Below are 16,763 nucleotides of genomic sequence, written 5' to 3' on the forward strand. Positions count from 1 at the left end.
TTACAATTGAGAGGCGCATATTGCTGCACCAATTAGCCCAACTTGGGAGTTCATCACAATATGAACCGGAACCTTTTCCAACAGGGGACTAACCCGACCTTTTTCCGTAAAGGTTCGCACAAAAGTACCATCCTGCATCAAGGGCAAAATCTTAGCCGCAATCCCGCCAGCAATATATAACCCCCCGTAGGGTAAGAGTTTGATCGCCAGATTCCCTGCTTCAGCACCATAGGCTTCCACAAACATTTTTAAAGTCTGTTCACTGAGGCTATCGCTCTTTTGCAACGCCGCTTTAGAAATCTCCGCCGCCGGATCAACGGTTTTCTCACTGCGTCCCATTTCTCCTTCCCAGGTTCTGACAACTTGGGCAATTTCTGGGGATTCGTGGGCAAATTGCCGATCTCTCAAAAACTGGTAAATGGCGACAATTCCTTGACCGGAAACGACTCGTTCGGCGGAAATGCGCTGGATATCGTATTTCTCGCGTAAATATTGTAAAAGTTGGAACTCCAGTTCAGTGCGGGGGGCAAAATCAGCATGTCCGCCCTCAGAGGGAAAAACCTGATACCTGTCCTGGTTCTGAATCAGAAATCCTTGTCCTAAACCTGTACCCGCACCGAGTAGCGCAATTGGCGCCTCGGATTGGGGAGTAACCGATTGTAGAGTACATACATCGTCCGAGTCTAAACCGAGAATCCCGTAACCAACCGCCGCAAAATCATTGATTAGAGTGACTTTGGCGATTGCGAGTTCTTCCTCTAAGCGTCTGGCGTCCAGTACCCACGCCAAATTGGTCAGGTTGGAGGTATCGTTGACTACAGGACCTGCGATCGCAAAACAGGCTTTTTCGATGGTCAGTTTCCGCTGTAGCTTTTGTCCCGCTTCCGATACAAACCTCTCGACGAGAGGTACTAAGTCTGGGAAATCACGGCTAGGATAACGGGTTTCATGGAGAACCTGCAACAATTGAGAGTCTTTTTCCTCCACCAGTCGCAAAATCGTTTTAGTCCCGCCGATATCTCCTGCCAGTATTAATGTCATAGAATCTTAACTTTAATTAAATCGAATTACCTTCTCAGTTTGACTGAGGTGGGATGTATCCCCGTTGAGTTCCATCACCCATTTTTCCCCATGACCCACGAGTTTGACTAAACAGCATAAAGCCGCGTTCACTTCGGGTTGACCCCCAACTAATCCCCAGGTCGCACCGACGACTGAGGCACCATGACCTACCAATAAGATATCGTCTGTGAATTCTGTGGTCAGTCGGCGTGCTGTTTGAGCGGTGCGTTCTAGCACCTTCTCGTTGGTTTCTGGATAGTGAGCGATGACGCGGGAGGTATAACCCGAATCAATACAGGGAAAGCGCTTTTGCATTTCCTCAACAGACAGTCGTTCTGGCTCTGTTTTCATCCATTCCGGATTCAGCCATTCACTCAAACCCGCCTCTATCTTAATGGGTAAGTCCAGAATCTGAGCGATTTGGTTCGCTGTTTGTACCGTTCGCAAAAACGGTGAGGCGAAAATATGCTTAATCGTCTCACCGCGTAACCGTTGACCTAATTCCTTGGCTTGACCAACGCCATCTTCCGATAAAGGGGGATCATAAGGACGTTGAGCTGTGTTAAACCACTCCGGGTTAACGAAGTCGAGGCGATTTCCGTGTCGGGCAATCCAGACGGTTTGAGTCATGACATAAATAACCGATAATACAAAAAATCTAGGAAAACCGCTCGCTATAGCGCCATAGCACATCAAGAACCTGCGCTCTTGCTCTCTAACAAGGGCGGGTTTAGTCAGGTTAGAGGTTTTCTCCAAAACGTTATCAGTAAAACCCGCCCCTACAACGGTGCACCCCTGCCTTCCTGTTCTAGATGAACGGTTTTTGATTAAGATATGTTACAATATTTAACGAAGTGTTGGATTGTGGCAGATAACTTATGAAATAGGCAGAGGCAAAAACAAAGAAATCGGATAGCCAGCCCTAAATTGGGGTTATGGATGGGGAATTTGACTTACTCTGTTCATCCAAGTTTCGAGTTTTCTAATCAATCTATTCTCCCGCTATTGAAATAAAAATTAACATTTCTCTCATAGAGAAGCGTTCACCCAAGCCTGAGGTGAACCCTCCTGAAAAGGAGCTTAGTTGCTTGAACTTCACTCATGATATAGCGATCGCTATGAAAACTGCTCAGACCTCTACAGACCTTGTCCGGACTTACCTCCAAGAAATTGGTCGTGTACCCCTATTGACCCACGAGCAAGAGATATTATATGGAAAACAAGTACAGCGTTTAAATGCCCTAGAGCAAATCAAAGAGTCGCTGTTTGAACAATTGGGTTACGAACCAACGCTGTGTGAGTGGGCGAAAGCCTCGTCCCTATCGGAAACTGAGTTAAAAGGGTGCATTAGGGCGGGTCAAGTCGCTAAGCGCAAAATGGTAGAAGCCAATTTACGTCTGGTGGTTTCCGTGGCGAAGAAGTATATCAAGCGCAATGTAGACTTGCTGGACTTGATTCAGGAAGGTACGATTGGTATGCAACGGGGTGTAGAAAAATTTGACCCGACCAAAGGGTATCGTTTCTCCACCTACGCCTACTGGTGGATTCGCCAAGCCATTACCCGTGCGATCGCAGAAAAAGGACGAACGATTCGCTTACCAATCCACATCACAGAAAAGCTCAACAAAATCAAAAAAGCCCAGCGCCAACTCTCCCAGCAGCTAGGGCGTGCAGCCACTATGTCGGAATTGGCGACAGAATTAGACCTGACACCAAAGCAAGTCCGGGAGTACCTGGAGAAAGCGCGTCAACCTCTGTCATTAGATCTGCGGGTTGGCGATAATCAAGATACGGAACTCGGAGAACTGCTCGAAGATAGCGGACCTTCGCCAGAAGATTTTGCCACCTATTCAGCCATGCAAGTCGATCTGGAGAAGCTGATGGCGGATTTGAGCGAGCAGCAACGTGAGGTATTAATGCTACGCTTTGGTTTAGTCGATGGTCAACCCATGACACTCGCCAAGATTGGCGATCAACTCAAAATCAGCCGTGAACGAGTCCGACAAATTGAACGGGAAGCCCTGTCTAAGCTTCGCAAGCGCCAAGCCGAAATGCGCGAATATATTGCAGTCAGTTAGTTTGTCTTATGTCTTATGTTTTGTGGGACAACCCAATAGGTGAGGTTCGGTTCCAACTACCTGATGATCAAAAGTCCCTTGTTAAATTAAATTACAGATAGAGAGCTATTGCTCGGAGGTAAACGGTGAACAACCAATCTGATCGTGACCCAGAATTTTTTGACGGCAATGGAGACAATAATCTTTTGTGGGAGTACGTACAATCCCTGAGTCCAGAAATCGTTTCCCATTTATCCAAACCCACCTCGGCTGATGTGTTTCAGGTCATCGAACGTAATGTGGTGGGATTGTTGGGGAATATTCCTTCAGACCACTTTGATGTCACCATTAATACTAGCCGCGAAAATCTCGGACGTTTATTAGCCTCAGCAATGGTTAGTGGTTATTTTCTACGTAACGCTGAACAACGCATGACGTTTGAAAAGTCTCTGCAAAAGACCGATTCCTCCGGCAGAGAGTAAGCTGTGAAGTAAAGGATACGATTGGTCACTTAACTAGGGGAAAAACCCCTCCCTAGAAGTCTAGACCTCTGAGTCAGGGCGGGCGCGAGTTACATCTAGAATCAGGCGTTAATGGATTTAGGGGCGACTATCTGTACTCCCAAAAACCCCGATTGTTCCCATTGTCCTTGGCAAAGTCACTGTCAGGCGTACAATCTAGGTATTGCATCTAAGTTACCCATGCGTGAAGCCTCTACGCCCTTACCTCACAAAATCATTGGTGTTGCCGTTATTCGGAATGACCAAGGACAAATTTTAATTGACCGCCGCCCTGCTCAAGGGTTACTGGGTGGATTATGGGAGTTTCCTGGCGGCAAAATTGAGCCAGATGAAACTGTGACAGACTGTATTAAGCGGGAAATTCGGGAAGAATTAGGAATCGAGATCGAAGTAGGCGATCGCGTAATCACGGTTGATCATGCCTATAGCCATTTTCGGGTGACGTTGATGGTTCATCACTGTCGTCATCTGTCTGGTGTCCCCCAAGCCTTAGAATGTGATGAAATCCGTTGGGTAACTCTAGAGGAAATTGACCAGTTTCCGTTCCCCAAGGCTAATAGTCAGATTATTGCGGCATTACGTCAAGAGACTGAGGGCTAATTCAGCTATTCATATCATATCCTGATGATTGCCCATAATTGCAAGGCTTTAACAGCAAAGGTTTCAGGCATTTTCCTTGGTGTTCAACCAGACATGATATCATTACTATTCAATACTATTCAATTAAAATTCACAGTAGGAAGCACTACAACAAGAAGGAAAAGGAAGCCATTCCTATGACTCTCAAAGAGCTAAAACAACATCTGTTAGCCCTAAGTCCGTCTGAAAAGGTAAAAGCCATTCAACTACTAGCTCAGAGCTTGGGTAATACTTGGCAAGGAATCAAGAAAACTCCTGGTGTTTGTGGTGGAGACGCTCGTATCACCAATACTCGAATTCCGATTTGGGTTCTCGTGGAAGCTTGTCGCCTTGGATATAGTGATTCTGATCTCCTGAAGAGCTATCCAACCCTTTCTGCCGTCGATATAGCCAATGCTTGGGCTTATGCACAAGCCTACCCTGATGAAATTGAATGCGCCATTCAACGCAACGAAGCGGCATAGTTTATGGCACGTTTTTATGCCGATGAGCAATTTCCTTTCCCGGTAGTGGAGTTATTACGCAATTTAGACCATAACGTTTTGACGGCTCAGGAAGCGGGTAATGCCAATCAAGGAATTCCCGATGAAGCCGTGCTTGCGTTTGCTATCTCTCAAGAGCGGGCAATTCTGACAATCAACCGAGATGATTTCATCCATCTGCATCGTCTCGATCCTAATCATTTTGGCATTGTTGTTTGTACCAACAATCGCAATTGGGAAGAGTTTGCCGTTCGGATAGACGAAGCGGTTACACGAGAGGAACCTTTGCGGGGAAAGTTAATTCGTGTCGTGCGTCCTGCCAGTTGAAGCTAGAATTTTATCCTTTATAAAGTTTAGCACACGCTTGTCCGGAATACCCATTAATTTTCAACTTTCGTTATCATAACCCTGAATACTAAATTGATTAACTTACACAAAAAGCTTTTTTAATATTTGCTCTTGGCTTCCTATGATTACTTTTTGGGATTATTTTTTAAGTAGTGTTTTAAGAAATTTACTATGATTGAACAATCATAGTAAATTTCTGTAATCCAATTCAGGTTACTGTAAAGTTACATACAGCAAACTACATCAGAGATTTTAAGTACCTCTTTACCAAAGTGGCGAATAGATGCAGCACGGATTTCATCTAATTTGATACGTGCGTCTTCTGGTAACAAAGCTTCTTCAAGTGGGTTGTGATGAATAAAATTACCAGAAATTTCCTTGGAAAATGCCATCCAATTGTGGGTAAACCACAAGCAAACGTGCCAGAAGTGATCTGCCTCAAACGAAGGGATAAAATACTGTGCTTCATCAGCTACGCATAGATACATAAAATGCCGGAAGTCTTCTACAGCTTTTTGTACATCTTCGCTAGGATACTCTTTTTGAAACCGCCGCATTTCCGCACTAAAGTCCCAGGCTTTAATTTTTGCAAGTAGCTTAGCATTCTCAGGTAACTCAGACAAATTAGTGTGACGAGGTTTCAATACGACTGCTGCTGTCATTTTATGCTTCTCCTTCTCAATGGACGATATTAAACAGTCTGACGATATTTTTTCATAATATACTTTATTTCTGATTTACAAAGTCATAAAAAGCCTAGATAAGTATAGACTTGAATAAGTATTGTATAGTATGAATTAGTAAAAAAAGTATAATTTAGTCGCAAAAAGTTGCTAAAAGTTTAAAAAAGTAGTAAAATAACCCCAAATAAATATGCGGCTCGCCGATGGATGTCCAAGAAGTTCTCAACTGGGCTGATGAATTAGTGTTTACCAAAACGGGAAAACACTTAAATAATCTGCAACAGGCGGTGTTAGCTGGGGTCTGGAATAGTCGAAAATACAGAGAAATCGCGGATGACTATCACTGTACTGAAGCGAATGTAAAAAGAGTAGCGGGCAGTTTATGGCAACTGATATCAGAAGAATTGGACGAACAAGTTAATAAATCGAACTTCCGCGCTACAATGGAACGTTATTATATTTCTAATTCTAATGTTGGTGATTTTGCACAGAGTAAATTTTGGGGAAGTAACATCAATCTCTGTAGAGAAAATCGGCATCCTGACGAAACTATACAAAACCGATCGCGCCCCTCAAACGCCACCAGTACCCAACCTGAAAAACGCCATGATTTAACCGAAGCACCGGAATGCGATCGCGTCTACAACCGCACCACAGAACTAACCACCCTCAAACAGTGGATACTCCAAGAAAAAATCCGCATCGTCACTATCTTTGGATTGCCTGGTATCGGCAAAACCACCCTTGCTAGAGAACTCGTAGAACAAATTAAAGATGATTTTGATTATATCCTCTGGCGCAACTGTACTGAAACTCTGACGCTGAAATGCCTACAAACTAACTTAATTCAGTTGTTTTTCCAAGATAGAGAAACCAAACTCCCCTCCCTAATTGACTATCTGCGATCGCATCCATGCCTAATCATCATCGACGATCTCCAAGAACTATTTACCCCTGGAGAATTAGCAGGCACATATCTGCCAGACTGTGAAAATTACAGCAAATTCTGGCAACAAATGGCGCGAACACCTCACCACAGTTGCTTCCTCCTCATGAGTTGGGAAAAACCCACAGAAATTGCCATCTTAGAAGGAGAAAACCGCCACTGCCGCACGTTACAACTTGGTGGTTTGGCAGAGTCAGCGGCGGAACTATTGACGAATAAAGGGTTAACCGATGATGATAAATGGTTAGAACTTATCAAACGGTACAGTGGCAATCCCTCCTGGTTAAATATAATCGCCTCTACCATCCAAGATTTATTTAACGGTAGCGTTAATCGCTTCTTATCCTATCCCAGTCTATTTCTGGGAGACTTAGAACCCAGATTGCAGGCACAGTATCAACGGTTATCTGAATCGGAGAAAATGGTAATGCTTTGGTTAGCGCACCAAAATGCGGCAGACATTTCCCACAAACCCGCAGAATTAGCATTGTCTGACGCCGATTTTTTGAAGGCGGTACAGTCTTTGAGAAAACGGGGTTTAATTGAAAAAATAACCGATAACGGAGAATCGCTGTTCGCTGTTCAAGCTTTAGTTAAAGCGTATGTGAAAGAGATATAGACTTGCATTCTCCTAACCGGGCGCCTGTGTCGGGGTTCACTTTCACGACTAGCTTTTCGGTTGCACAAGGGATGTGACTCGCGCCCTTACTACGAACGGGAAGGGCTCGCATCCCTTACTAGGAACTACGAACAAAACCGCAAACCGCGATAAACTAAACCAGAGAGCATCTAGAGTAACCACAGTTGAGTTGTCATGACCAATCGCCTTGCCCAATGCCAAAGCCTTTATCTGCGTAAGCATGCGGAAAATCCTATCGATTGGTGGCCTTGGAGTGATGAAGCGTTATTCACCGCCAAGGCAGAAAATAAGCCGATTTTCCTGTCGATTGGTTACTCAAGCTGCCACTGGTGTACGGTAATGGAAGGGGAAGCTTTTTCTGATCCAGCGATCGCGCAGTACATGAATGCTAATTTCTTACCGATTAAGGTAGACCGCGAAGAACGCCCGGATATTGATAGCATTTATATGCAGGCGTTGCAGATGATGACCGGTCAAGGGGGTTGGCCCCTAAATATCTTTCTGACGCCAGATGATCGAGTTCCCTTTTACGGTGGTACTTATTTCCCTGTCGAACCACGCTATGGGCGTCCGGGCTTTTTACAGGTATTACAAGCAATTCGCCGCTTCTATGATGTCGAAAAAACCAAGCTGCAAAACTTTAAAGCAGAAATTCTTGGTCATCTGCAACAGTCGGTTATCCTCCCCGCCTCAGGACAACTCACGGCTGAGTTACTCCACCAAGGGATGGACAAGACTATCCAAATTGTGGCTAGTGGGAGTTATGGACCAAGTTTTCCCATGATTCCTTATGCGGATTTAGCATTACGGGGAATTCGCTTCGACAAGACGACAGAGGTTGATGCTTACCAAGCTTCGCGATCGCGTGGGTTAGACTTAGCCAAAGGGGGAATCTATGATCACGTCGCCGGCGGCTTTCATCGCTACACCGTAGACGCCACTTGGACAGTGCCCCACTTTGAAAAAATGCTCTACGATAATGGGCAGATTGTCGAGTATCTGGCAAATCTGTGGAGTGCGGGGATTAAGGAAGCCGCCTTTGAACGGGCAATATCGGGGACAGTGCAATGGCTGACAAGGGAAATGACCTCATCTTCAGGTTATTTTTACGCCGCTCAAGATGCTGATAGTTTTACTGAACCTGGCGCCGCCGAACCGGAAGAAGGGGCATTTTATGTCTGGAGTTATGCTCAATTGCAGCAACTCCTCACCGCTGAAGAATTGGCAGAACTGCAAGAACAATTTACGGTGACGTCTGAGGGCAATTTTGAAGGACAAAATGTTTTGCAGCGTCGTTACTCGGATCAGTTAAATGATACCTTAGAAACGGCATTAGCTAAACTGTTTAGTGCCCGTTATGGTTCCCCACCCAATACTATAGAAACCTTCCCCCCAGCCCAGAATAATCAGGAGGCAAAAACTAGGAATTGGTCAGGTCGTATTCCCCCAGTTACGGATACGAAAATGATTGTGGCATGGAATAGCCTGATGATTTCCGGTTTAGCCCAGGCACATGGTGTATTTCGTAAACCAGAATACCTGGAATTAGCAACAACGGCAGCTAAATTTATTTTAGAGAATCAATGGGTTGATCAGCGTTTCCATCGGCTGAATTACGAAGGTCAAGCGTCTGTATTGGCACAGTCGGAAGATTATGCTTTATTTATTAAAGCCTTATTGGATTTGCATCAAGCTTCACTAGGATTAGCCACAGCACAGGAGTCTTCCCAATCGCCAATCCCTGATATCTGGTTAGAGGAGGCGATCAAGGTACAAGAAGAATTTGACGAATATCTGTGGAGTGTAGAACTCGCAGGCTACTATAACGCGGCTAATGATAGTAGTGGGGATTTATTGGTGCGGGAACGCAGTTATACCGATAATGCCACACCGGCAGCGAATGGAGTCGCGATCGCGAATTTGGTGCGTCTGACGTTACTCACTGAAAATTTATCCTATCTCGATCGCGCAGAACTTGCCCTCAATGCGTTTGGGAGTGTGATGAATAAGTCGCCCCAATCCTGTCCCAGTCTGTTTACGGCTCTCGATTGGTTCCGCAATTCTACCCTAATTCGCACCAGCGCGGATCAGATTTTATCCCTAATGATTCAGTATTTTCCGGCAAGCATGTATCGATTAGAAACCAGTCTTCCGGAGGATGCGATTGGCTTAGTTTGTCAGGGACTCAGTTGTAAACCCACGGCTCATACTCAAGAACAATTATTGGCGCAAGTGCAGAAAAGTCAAACGAGGGGATAGTAATTTTTCATTGGAATTACATCTATCAGTCAGTTCAGTGAGGCTAACTGGCTCACTATAAGTACGGGAGAGCCTTAACGCGAGGAATTGTTAACAAACTGCTTCACGAACCGATGGTTTTTCCTTTTACTCTGAATTAAATGGACACAACTGGACTCGAACCAGTGACCCCCACGATGTCAACGTGGTGCTCTAACCAACTGAGCTATGCGTCCTAACCAAACAGTAAATAAATATAGCACGAATATTACTAAAGTGGCAAGCAAGTCGGATGGTACAAATGGTTTTTATCCCCCCGCACCCTGAACCTGGAGCCCCTCCGCCACCTTTTTGCGAGCTAATAGTCCTAACTGTCGCTGGTTTTGCTAAAATACCTAGGTTGTTCAGCTTAAACCAGCATCTTTGAATCAATCAGTAGAAATCTCCGGTGTAGATACCTTAGCGCAAGAACTTGCGACAATCCAGCAAACGGGTTCTAAGCGGATTGCCCTGTTAGGATCGCGTCATGTACCCATTACCCATCAACATCTGATCGAGATGATGAGTTATGCCTTGGTTCTAGCTGGCAATCGTCTGATGACCTCTGGCGCCACAGGTACGAACTCAGCCGCGATTCGCGGTGCAATGCGTGCTGACGCTAATTTGCTGACGGTCATTTTGCCCCAAAGCTTAGAACGTCAGCCACGGGAGTCGCAAGTTCAACTTCAACAAGTCATGCACTTAGTAGAAAACCCAGAAAATGATCATCTGTCTCTGGCAGAAGCTAGTGCATTGTGTAACTCCGAAATCATTTCCCGATGTCAACAGCTTATCTGCTTCGCCTTTCATGACAGCAAAACCTTGCTGAAAACCTGTGAGGAGGCAGAAGAACAACGCAAGGTTGTGACAATTTTCTATTTTGATTAAGCACAAGCACGTCCTGTACCCGATGCGATAGGTCGATATGATTCATCGTCCTAAATCATGTAAAGCATGAATAGCTGCTTGACACTTCTGGGTCACTGTGGCTAAATCAGGTCGTTTCGTCGAAGCCGGGGGGTCAATGGGTTGACCAATTCGCACGGTTACAGGTACAGGACGCGGTATCGGTGAACCTTTTGGGAAAATGGTATGAGTCCCCCATAAACTTACGGGCAGTAGAGGGGCGTTTACTTTAGCTGCAATTAAGGCAGCACCAAGCTTGGGTTCAGGAATACGACCATCCACCGTGCGCGTTCCTTGTAAAAAGACACCCACAGCCCACCCCTGTGATAAACACTCAATCGCCGCACGAATGGCACTCCGGTCTGCTGCACCCCGCTTCACTGGGTAAGCACCATACAACTGAATGGCTTGCTTGAGTCCTGGTACGCGAAATAATTCCTCTTTTGCCATAAATGCCACCGGACGCCGCACACAATTGGACACAATGGGCGGGTCAAAGTCACTGGCGTGGTTACTGACGACAACCAGTGGACCATCCATCGGCACATGTTGAGCACCATGAATGTGACCTCGTAGGTAAATGTTAAGCACTGGGCTGACTACCGACCATTTAAAGGCGTGGTAGAGGATTAGGCTAGCAAAGGGTTCGCGGTTTCTAGTCACAGAACATCTTAAACATAATCCCCCCTGATGGGGCTGTTGTATTAGAGTATCAGTTGGAGACAACCAATTTTCTGTTTCTTTTCCAGTTGGTTGGCTTGGACAACCAACTGAAACATATCAGGGAATAATTTAGACACAATCCGCGCCGAGGGTAGGGCAGGGATATCCGCCTGGGCTGTCGCCAGTTGCACTTTCTTCTCTTCTAGCAGTCTTATATTTTCCTTTGAACCCTTGGTTTCCAGGACTTTGATCTGAATTTTCGGGTTATATTTAGCAACGACTTGTGCCATTGCCTGACTAAAGAGGTAACTTTCCCCTTGTTTCGACCCGGCGGCGATGGTGAGGTGATGTACTCGGTTACGCTTAATAACCACGTAGCCGGTTAAACTTACAATTAAGCCTAGGCTGAAGAGAATTAGGAAAATTTTACGGCTTAACCGAATTGGATACCGATGGGACATAGCTAGCAGAGTACCTGAGTTTAATAAACGTTCTGCTGACACAATTCCTCGTCCCCGCTTCCAGACAGGCTACGTCTGGAGCATGGCTTCTGTTGCTGTGAGAACGGATAGGAAACTGGTGACGGTTCTAGTGTAATACCAAATCCGATGAAGTCACCCCCTTTTCAAGTTAGGTACGACAAATGACGAATGACATAAACAAATGACAAAGCTCCTTAATTGCCAATAAACATAGCTTGTTGTCCTTGGGGTGAAGTCGTATAACCCACAAAGGCTTGAACGGCTGGGTTAGCGGGATTTTTATACACGTAATACAACTGCCGTTGCAGGGGATAATTAGGCGTTCCTGGTGCTGCCCCATCAATTGGTACAGATCGCACCGTTTGCTGGTTGATAACTTGGGCATAAGTGGCATAGCCAATGCCGTCTGTGTTCAGTTCTCGCAGCAAACCGGTTGTCTCATCTCTGGGTAAGGTAATAATATTGGGTGTCGTGCCAAAATTCCCACCATTTAGGGCTAATTCCTTAAACGCTTGATGAGTGCCACTCACCGGTGGGCGATTAATCACCCGAATCGGAACTGATGCTGTGCCAACAGCAGACCAATTATTAATTTGTCCCTGGAAAATACCAGCAACTTGAGCCAAGGAGAGGGAACCTGAAAACGGATTGTTTTGTCCCACAACTACGGCAATCTGATCCGTGGCAATTGGCTGTGCCATCAAGCCTTGACCTTGTTCTGCGGGAGTGAGGGGGCGGGATACGGCGGCGATGTCTGCTTGACCCCCTAGGACAGCTTGAAGTCCCACCTCGGAACCCCTAGCTTGGGCTGTTACCGTTGTACCGGGAAACTGAGTCTCAAAGCCACGTTTGAGGTTCTGATTAATGGTAACCATGCTGGTTGAGCCATCAATCCTCACCGTTGTGCCAGCAGGAACTGACGTAGGCAAGGGAAATGTGCTACTGGTGGGGGCTGATTGCCCAGGGGGTTGTTGGGGTGTGACTTGACCCCCTGGCGGTGGGTTGATCGCTCCCGGTTGGGTTGGTTTTGAGCGCATGACAAACCACCAGTAACCACCACACAGCAACAGCAGAACAATCAGGATAAAAACAATCGGAGGAGGACCGCTACTTGTCTTTGCCATAATTTATTCAGGAAGTTCCTTGGGACTAGAATTGTTTAACATTTGCAGACGTTGGGATACGGCATCGTCTATCGCCATGGTTTCCAAGTCAGCGCTGAGTTTTTCCGCCGGATTTTCAGATAGTTCAGCGTAGGCTTTGGTACGCAAATTACGCCGATCAACCGCACTTTTGGCTTGTTCAAACTGCGCTCTGGCTGAATCAATACTCAAGTCGCTGTTAACTTTTGCCATTGCCGATAATGCCTCGTTAATCTCTGAGATGTCTTTCATGTTCTGCATGTCAGTCTTGTATTGTTCCAGCTTCATTCGTTCCCGATTCAGCTTATCTTTTGAGGCATTGACGAACTGTTCTGCCTGTTTAACTTGCTCTTCTAACTGAGGCAAAAGCTGCTCAATTTGCAGTACCTTTGTCATCGCTAAACGAGCGCCTTCTTCATTGCCATTTTGCTGCGCGATCGCGGCTTGCCGTTCAAAGTTCTGCAATTCCTGGGTTTTCGCCTCATATTTTTGCTTGGCTCTTTCATAAGCCGCCACTTGGGTAGAAACGGCATGGGCAAGCTTTTGCACGGATTCTTGCATGGAGCGCAGGGATTGTTCGGCTACCTCTACGGCAACTTTGCCACCTGTTTCTACAGGCATCCCCCACAGCCAATTCCAGGTGCCGACGGCAACCCGTCCTGCTTTTTCTCCCATGAGCCAGTAAACTGCTTTTTTCATCGATTTAAACTCACTGTAAATACGCTCGTTCTTGGTTTTGACTATTGATTCAATAGAAGAACTATTCGTTCTACACATCACTCAAGGTTTAGTCTTGCCTTTTACGAAAAAGGATCAATTTTGTAATATTTCTTTACAAAATGACGATTTTCCGAAAACAGCGACCACATCCCATACCTGCAAGTGTCACCGACGGATTTTGGGCAACAGGTAACAGAGAAATGGAAAATATATAACTTACAGTAGACTCATTAGGTTAACATTAGGTTAATAAATTAAGAATTAATCAGTCGGGCTACAAGAGTCAAATTAAACAAGCAAAAATTTTGTCAGACGGTTACCGTGCCTCAAGTTTGAGTACCCGTGGGAATAGTTAAGTTTGTCAATGGACTTTTTAGTGCGCGTGATATCGAGATGTTGCCCTTTGACGCAAAAACTACACAGATTCACAAATTGACAATGGATAATGAACAATGGATAATGACCTCTCCTTAAAAGAAGAGGATTGAAATTAAGGAAAATCTTTTTTAATTTCTTTGTAAACGAAGAGGTCTTAGACCCAATTAATCAATTGTCAATTATCAATTATTAATTATCCATTGATAACTAAAACTAGCGGCTCTGTTCTTATTCAACAGTAGGGACACGGCATTGCAGTGTCCCTACCGTCGGGTTTGTGTTTGCCATTATCTGTTCAATATTGTCAGACTAACTGGCAGAACTTACAATTCCAACAGTGAGAAAGTGGTTTTAACCCGTTAAATCCGCCAAACTTCCCCTATTTTCCAAAACTATATCCCGACACATCCGTTTAATCAAACCCGTGAGAACTTTTCCTGGACCAATTTCTACCACCTTCTCAATCCCTTCCTCTGACAGTTGTAAGCAAATTTCTCGCCAGCGCACACTTCCCGTCATCTGACGTTGCAGGCGTTCCTTGAGTATGGTGGCTTCTGTGGCGGGTATGGGTTCTACATTGGACAAAACAGGAATTTTAGCATCAGCAAAGGGAACAGACTCCAACACCGTCTGAAACTCGGTGGCGGCTGATGTCATGAACGGAGAGTGAAACGCCCCCGATACATTTAACCGCACCACTCGCTTGGCTTTAACCTGACTCAATAACGCTTCCACGCCATCAGGAGTTCCGGAAATCACGACTTGCGTCGGACTATTATCATTGGCTAATACCACATCATCATGCTGCTGAATTTGTTGGTCAAGCTGTTCCTGGTTAAATCCAATTAAAGCCGCCATCATGCCCCCTGATGCACTATCCATCAGTTCAGCACGACGTTTGACCAAATTTAACCCCGCCTCAAAGTCAAAGACACCAGCCACATAAAGTGCTACATATTCGCCCAAACTGTGACCCGCGACAAGGTTCGGTTTATGTCCTCGTTCTTGGATGATATCAGCTAAGATGCTTTCGATGACATAGAGACAGGGTTGAGTATACAAAGTGCGAGAAAGTTTCTCTTCGGAACTTTGGCACAGTTCTAGCACGTCCCAGCCTAAAATTTGCTGGGCTTGTGCGAATTTAGCTTGAGCAATGGGTAAATCGGCTAAATCCGCTCCCATACCGACAGCTTGAGAACCCTGTCCGGGAAACACCCATGCGGTTTTAGTCATCTTCTACTCCTTACGGTGGGTCAGGGTATTCATTATCTCAGGAGAAATGCACAATCAATTATTTTGATTCAACGCTAATTAAAAAAAGTGGCACGTCAAGCAACGTACCACTTTCTCTCAATATCTGTTGCTCAATCAACGGTCTACTGAACCCATGATCACGTCAATACTACCGAGAATTGCCATAATATCTGCCACCTTGACTCCCCGCAAAATATGGGGCAGAATTTGCAAGTTGTTGAAATCTGGTGGGCGAATCTTCCAACGCCACGGGAAAACATTATCATCCCCAATAATAAAAATTCCCAGTTCTCCTTTACCACTTTCGAGGCGAACATAGTGTTCACCCTGAGGAATCTTAAAGGTTGGAGCGATTTTCTTGCCAATATACTGGTAATCAAAATCATTCCACTGAGATTTCTTTCCTTCAGCCATGCGTTTGGCTTCCAGATTTTCGTAGGGACCGCCTGGTAATCCTTTTAATGCCTGACGAATAATTTTCAGGGATTCCCGCATTTCCCGAATCCGAATCAAATACCGAGCAAGACAATCCCCGGCAGTTTCCCAGTGGATTTCCCAATCAAAGTCGTCGTAACATTCATAGTGGTCAACTTTCCGCAAGTCCCACTTCACGCCAGAACCCCGCAACATTGGACCTGAAAGTCCCCAGTTTATCGCTTCTTCACGGGTAATCGTACCCACGCCTTCGACGCGACGGCGGAAAATTGGGTTGTTGGTAATTAAGCGTTCGTATTCATTGACTTTGGGGTCAAAATAGTCGCAAAAGTCTTCACATTTGTCAACCCACCCATAAGGAAGATCAACCGCTACTCCACCAATGCGGAAGTAGTTATTATTAACCAGTCGTTGTCCGCTTGCGGCTTCCCACAAGTCGTAAATCAATTCCCTTTCCCGGAAGATGTAGAAGAAAGGAGTTTGCGCCCCGACATCGGCGAGAAATGGTCCTAACCAAAGCAGGTGATTGGCGATTCGATTCAACTCCAGCATAATCACGCGGATATAGCTGGCGCGTTTGGGTACTGGAACATCTGCCAATTTTTCTGGGGCATTGACTGTAATCGCTTCGTTAAACATGCCCGCGGCATAGTCCCACCGACTCACATAGGGGACATACATAATATTCGTGCGGTTCTCAGCTATTTTCTCCATGCCGCGATGCAGGTAACCGAGAACCGGTTCGCAATCGATTACATCCTCCCCGTCTAAGGTGACGATTAAGCGGAGAACGCCGTGCATGGAGGGATGGTGAGGACCCAAGTTGAGAACCATTGGGTCAGTTCTGGTTTCGAGTTGTGCCATAAGTAATGTATTTGGTTTACCCAACTTTTAGCGATGACGCCTATTTATTTACCATAGACATTCAGGTGAGGTTCCGGGGTCAGGGTACGATAGTATTATGCCCCAGATAGCGCGTTTAGTGATAGCGGTTCGACAGATCCCCTAAAATATGCTTAAATCTCTGCATAACTCTTTAGGCGCAAGCTATGCATAGATTAGAGCATCTAGTTGAGGAAAAGTAACGATGCCACGCCGCAAGAAGCAACAGAAAACTCAAGAAATTTA

16 protein-coding genes, 1 tRNA gene and 1 pseudogene are annotated in these 16,763 nt (G+C 45.6%); 8 read left to right on the top strand and 10 right to left on the bottom strand.

What is annotated here, in order from left to right; translation table 11 throughout:
• Entirely contained in the window at positions 1 to 1,041 is a 1,041-nt protein-coding gene (locus RLO19_RS20550) for a glucokinase (RefSeq protein WP_446359294.1), read from the bottom strand.
• Positions 1,042 to 1,053: 12 nt separating this feature from the next.
• Positions 1,054 to 1,692, bottom strand: coding sequence for a histidine phosphatase family protein (locus RLO19_RS20555; protein WP_446359295.1), 639 nt, complete (start codon positions 1,690 to 1,692; stop codon positions 1,054 to 1,056).
• Between the two features lie 488 nt (positions 1,693 to 2,180).
• On the opposite strand from RLO19_RS20555, the gene RLO19_RS20560 reads away from it, so the two are divergent.
• From RLO19_RS20560 to RLO19_RS20580, 5 genes and pseudogenes are all read left to right on the top strand, one after another.
• Entirely contained in the window at positions 2,181 to 3,140 is a 960-nt protein-coding gene (locus RLO19_RS20560) for an RNA polymerase sigma factor, RpoD/SigA family (RefSeq protein ID WP_446359310.1), read from the top strand.
• A gap of 125 nt (positions 3,141 to 3,265) precedes the next feature.
• On the top strand, positions 3,266 to 3,601 hold the full coding sequence (locus RLO19_RS20565) for a DUF760 domain-containing protein (protein ID WP_446359296.1): 336 nt from the start codon (positions 3,266 to 3,268) through the stop codon (positions 3,599 to 3,601).
• 99 nt (positions 3,602 to 3,700) lie between these two features.
• Positions 3,701 to 4,240: pseudogene (gene mutT / locus RLO19_RS20570) on the top strand (8-oxo-dGTP diphosphatase MutT); the annotation flags it as partial.
• A 176-nt stretch (positions 4,241 to 4,416) separates the two neighbouring features.
• On the top strand, positions 4,417 to 4,743 hold the full coding sequence (locus tag RLO19_RS20575) for a DUF433 domain-containing protein (RefSeq protein ID WP_446359297.1): 327 nt from the start codon (positions 4,417 to 4,419) through the stop codon (positions 4,741 to 4,743).
• Positions 4,744 to 4,746: 3 nt separating this feature from the next.
• Positions 4,747 to 5,088, top strand: coding sequence for a DUF5615 family PIN-like protein (locus tag RLO19_RS20580; RefSeq protein ID WP_446359298.1), 342 nt, complete (start codon positions 4,747 to 4,749; stop codon positions 5,086 to 5,088).
• Positions 5,089 to 5,333: 245 nt separating this feature from the next.
• Here RLO19_RS20580 and RLO19_RS20585 read toward each other — a convergent pair whose 3' ends face one another.
• On the bottom strand, positions 5,334 to 5,771 hold the full coding sequence (locus RLO19_RS20585; RefSeq protein WP_446359299.1) for a hypothetical protein: 438 nt from the start codon (positions 5,769 to 5,771) through the stop codon (positions 5,334 to 5,336).
• Between the two features lie 224 nt (positions 5,772 to 5,995).
• On the opposite strand from RLO19_RS20585, the gene RLO19_RS20590 reads away from it, so the two are divergent.
• Together RLO19_RS20590 and RLO19_RS20595 are read left to right on the top strand one after the other, a co-directional pair.
• On the top strand, positions 5,996 to 7,357 hold the full coding sequence (locus RLO19_RS20590; protein ID WP_446359300.1) for an NB-ARC domain-containing protein: 1,362 nt from the start codon (positions 5,996 to 5,998) through the stop codon (positions 7,355 to 7,357).
• Positions 7,358 to 7,552: 195 nt separating this feature from the next.
• A complete protein-coding gene (locus RLO19_RS20595; RefSeq protein WP_446359301.1) occupies positions 7,553 to 9,637 on the top strand; it encodes a thioredoxin domain-containing protein in 2,085 nt (694 codons plus the stop codon).
• Positions 9,638 to 9,778: 141 nt separating this feature from the next.
• On the opposite strand, the gene RLO19_RS20600 is transcribed toward RLO19_RS20595, so the two are convergent.
• Positions 9,779 to 9,852, bottom strand: a tRNA-Val gene (locus tag RLO19_RS20600).
• 187 nt (positions 9,853 to 10,039) lie between these two features.
• Here RLO19_RS20600 and RLO19_RS20605 point away from each other — a divergent pair.
• Complete coding sequence (locus RLO19_RS20605; RefSeq protein WP_446336392.1) at positions 10,040 to 10,543, top strand: DNA recombination-mediator protein A; 504 nt, start codon at positions 10,040 to 10,042, stop codon at positions 10,541 to 10,543.
• A 42-nt stretch (positions 10,544 to 10,585) separates the two neighbouring features.
• On the opposite strand, the gene RLO19_RS20610 is transcribed toward RLO19_RS20605, so the two are convergent.
• From RLO19_RS20610 to RLO19_RS20635, 6 genes are all read right to left on the bottom strand, one after another.
• Entirely contained in the window at positions 10,586 to 11,224 is a 639-nt protein-coding gene (locus RLO19_RS20610) for a lysophospholipid acyltransferase family protein (protein WP_446359302.1), read from the bottom strand.
• A gap of 41 nt (positions 11,225 to 11,265) precedes the next feature.
• Positions 11,266 to 11,727, bottom strand: coding sequence for a TAXI family TRAP transporter solute-binding subunit (locus tag RLO19_RS20615; RefSeq protein WP_446359303.1), 462 nt, complete (start codon positions 11,725 to 11,727; stop codon positions 11,266 to 11,268).
• A gap of 173 nt (positions 11,728 to 11,900) precedes the next feature.
• Positions 11,901 to 12,830, bottom strand: coding sequence for a phosphate ABC transporter substrate-binding protein (locus RLO19_RS20620; protein WP_446359304.1), 930 nt, complete (start codon positions 12,828 to 12,830; stop codon positions 11,901 to 11,903).
• Positions 12,831 to 12,833: 3 nt separating this feature from the next.
• Positions 12,834 to 13,547: a PspA/IM30 family protein gene (locus tag RLO19_RS20625; protein WP_446359305.1), complete on the bottom strand. Its 714-nt coding sequence runs from the start codon at positions 13,545 to 13,547 to the stop codon at positions 12,834 to 12,836.
• A gap of 750 nt (positions 13,548 to 14,297) precedes the next feature.
• Positions 14,298 to 15,179 (bottom strand): ACP S-malonyltransferase, encoded by an 882-nt coding sequence (gene fabD / locus RLO19_RS20630; RefSeq protein ID WP_446359306.1) that lies wholly within the window; start codon positions 15,177 to 15,179, stop codon positions 14,298 to 14,300.
• A 135-nt stretch (positions 15,180 to 15,314) separates the two neighbouring features.
• The gene (locus RLO19_RS20635; protein ID WP_446359307.1) at positions 15,315 to 16,499 is read right to left on the bottom strand and encodes an NAD(P)H-quinone oxidoreductase subunit H; all 1,185 of its coding nucleotides are present in this window, start codon (positions 16,497 to 16,499) and stop codon (positions 15,315 to 15,317) included.
• Between the last annotated feature and the right edge of the window lie 264 nt (positions 16,500 to 16,763).

Source organism: Coleofasciculus sp. G2-EDA-02 (assembly GCF_040226375.1).
In the GTDB taxonomy this organism is placed as follows: Bacteria; Cyanobacteriota; Cyanobacteriia; order Cyanobacteriales; family Coleofasciculaceae; genus Coleofasciculus.

Excerpts from the sequence above, each read along its gene's own strand:
- RLO19_RS20550 (WP_446359294.1), bottom strand. The coding sequence starts at position 1,041 with ATGACATTAATACTGGCAGGAGATATCGGCGGGACTAAAACGATTTTG.
- RLO19_RS20555 (WP_446359295.1), bottom strand. The coding sequence starts at position 1,692 with ATGACTCAAACCGTCTGGATTGCCCGACACGGAAATCGCCTCGACTTC.
- RLO19_RS20560 (WP_446359310.1), top strand. The coding sequence starts at position 2,181 with ATGAAAACTGCTCAGACCTCTACAGACCTTGTCCGGACTTACCTCCAA.
- RLO19_RS20575 (WP_446359297.1), top strand. The coding sequence starts at position 4,417 with ATGACTCTCAAAGAGCTAAAACAACATCTGTTAGCCCTAAGTCCGTCT.
- RLO19_RS20580 (WP_446359298.1), top strand. The coding sequence starts at position 4,747 with ATGGCACGTTTTTATGCCGATGAGCAATTTCCTTTCCCGGTAGTGGAG.
- RLO19_RS20585 (WP_446359299.1), bottom strand. The coding sequence starts at position 5,771 with ATGACAGCAGCAGTCGTATTGAAACCTCGTCACACTAATTTGTCTGAG.
- RLO19_RS20590 (WP_446359300.1), top strand. The coding sequence starts at position 5,996 with ATGGATGTCCAAGAAGTTCTCAACTGGGCTGATGAATTAGTGTTTACC.
- RLO19_RS20595 (WP_446359301.1), top strand. The coding sequence starts at position 7,553 with ATGACCAATCGCCTTGCCCAATGCCAAAGCCTTTATCTGCGTAAGCAT.
- RLO19_RS20620 (WP_446359304.1), bottom strand. The coding sequence starts at position 12,830 with ATGGCAAAGACAAGTAGCGGTCCTCCTCCGATTGTTTTTATCCTGATT.
- RLO19_RS20625 (WP_446359305.1), bottom strand. The coding sequence starts at position 13,547 with ATGAAAAAAGCAGTTTACTGGCTCATGGGAGAAAAAGCAGGACGGGTT.
- fabD (WP_446359306.1), bottom strand. The coding sequence starts at position 15,179 with ATGACTAAAACCGCATGGGTGTTTCCCGGACAGGGTTCTCAAGCTGTC.
- RLO19_RS20635 (WP_446359307.1), bottom strand. The coding sequence starts at position 16,499 with ATGGCACAACTCGAAACCAGAACTGACCCAATGGTTCTCAACTTGGGT.